This is a genomic window from Pseudoalteromonas sp. AOP7-A1-14 (assembly GCF_052376275.1).
Taxonomy (GTDB): domain Bacteria; phylum Pseudomonadota; class Gammaproteobacteria; order Enterobacterales; family Alteromonadaceae; genus Pseudoalteromonas.
The window spans coordinates 1-255 of record NZ_JBQSVO010000323.1; the positions used below are offsets into that span (position 1 = coordinate 1).

The window sequence follows — 255 nt, forward strand, 5'->3', positions numbered from 1 at the left end:
ATATATACAGGGGATCATCCCTTTTAGTGCGCTTGCTGCTAATGCAATATCTAACGATGGAGATGCATTATTTCCTGCGATTGCAATGGCACCTAAAGCTGCTCTCGTCGCTACTATTTATTCAGCAATACCGGCTATTTTAGTTGGATACGGATTATATTTTTTTAGTTAACTTTAATATAAAGCCAGTTAATATAAATGATAAAAAGCTCAATATATGAGCTTTTATAAGTAGTACTTAATCTTCTTTATCTC

1 protein-coding gene is annotated in these 255 nt (G+C 33.3%); it reads left to right on the forward strand.

Translation table 11 applies throughout. The features are described from left to right. Positions 1-172: putative manganese transporter (locus ACT3RM_RS18320; protein ID WP_444511572.1), on the forward strand; the 172-nt coding region annotated here is incomplete at its 5' end. Between the last annotated feature and the right edge of the window lie 83 nt (positions 173-255).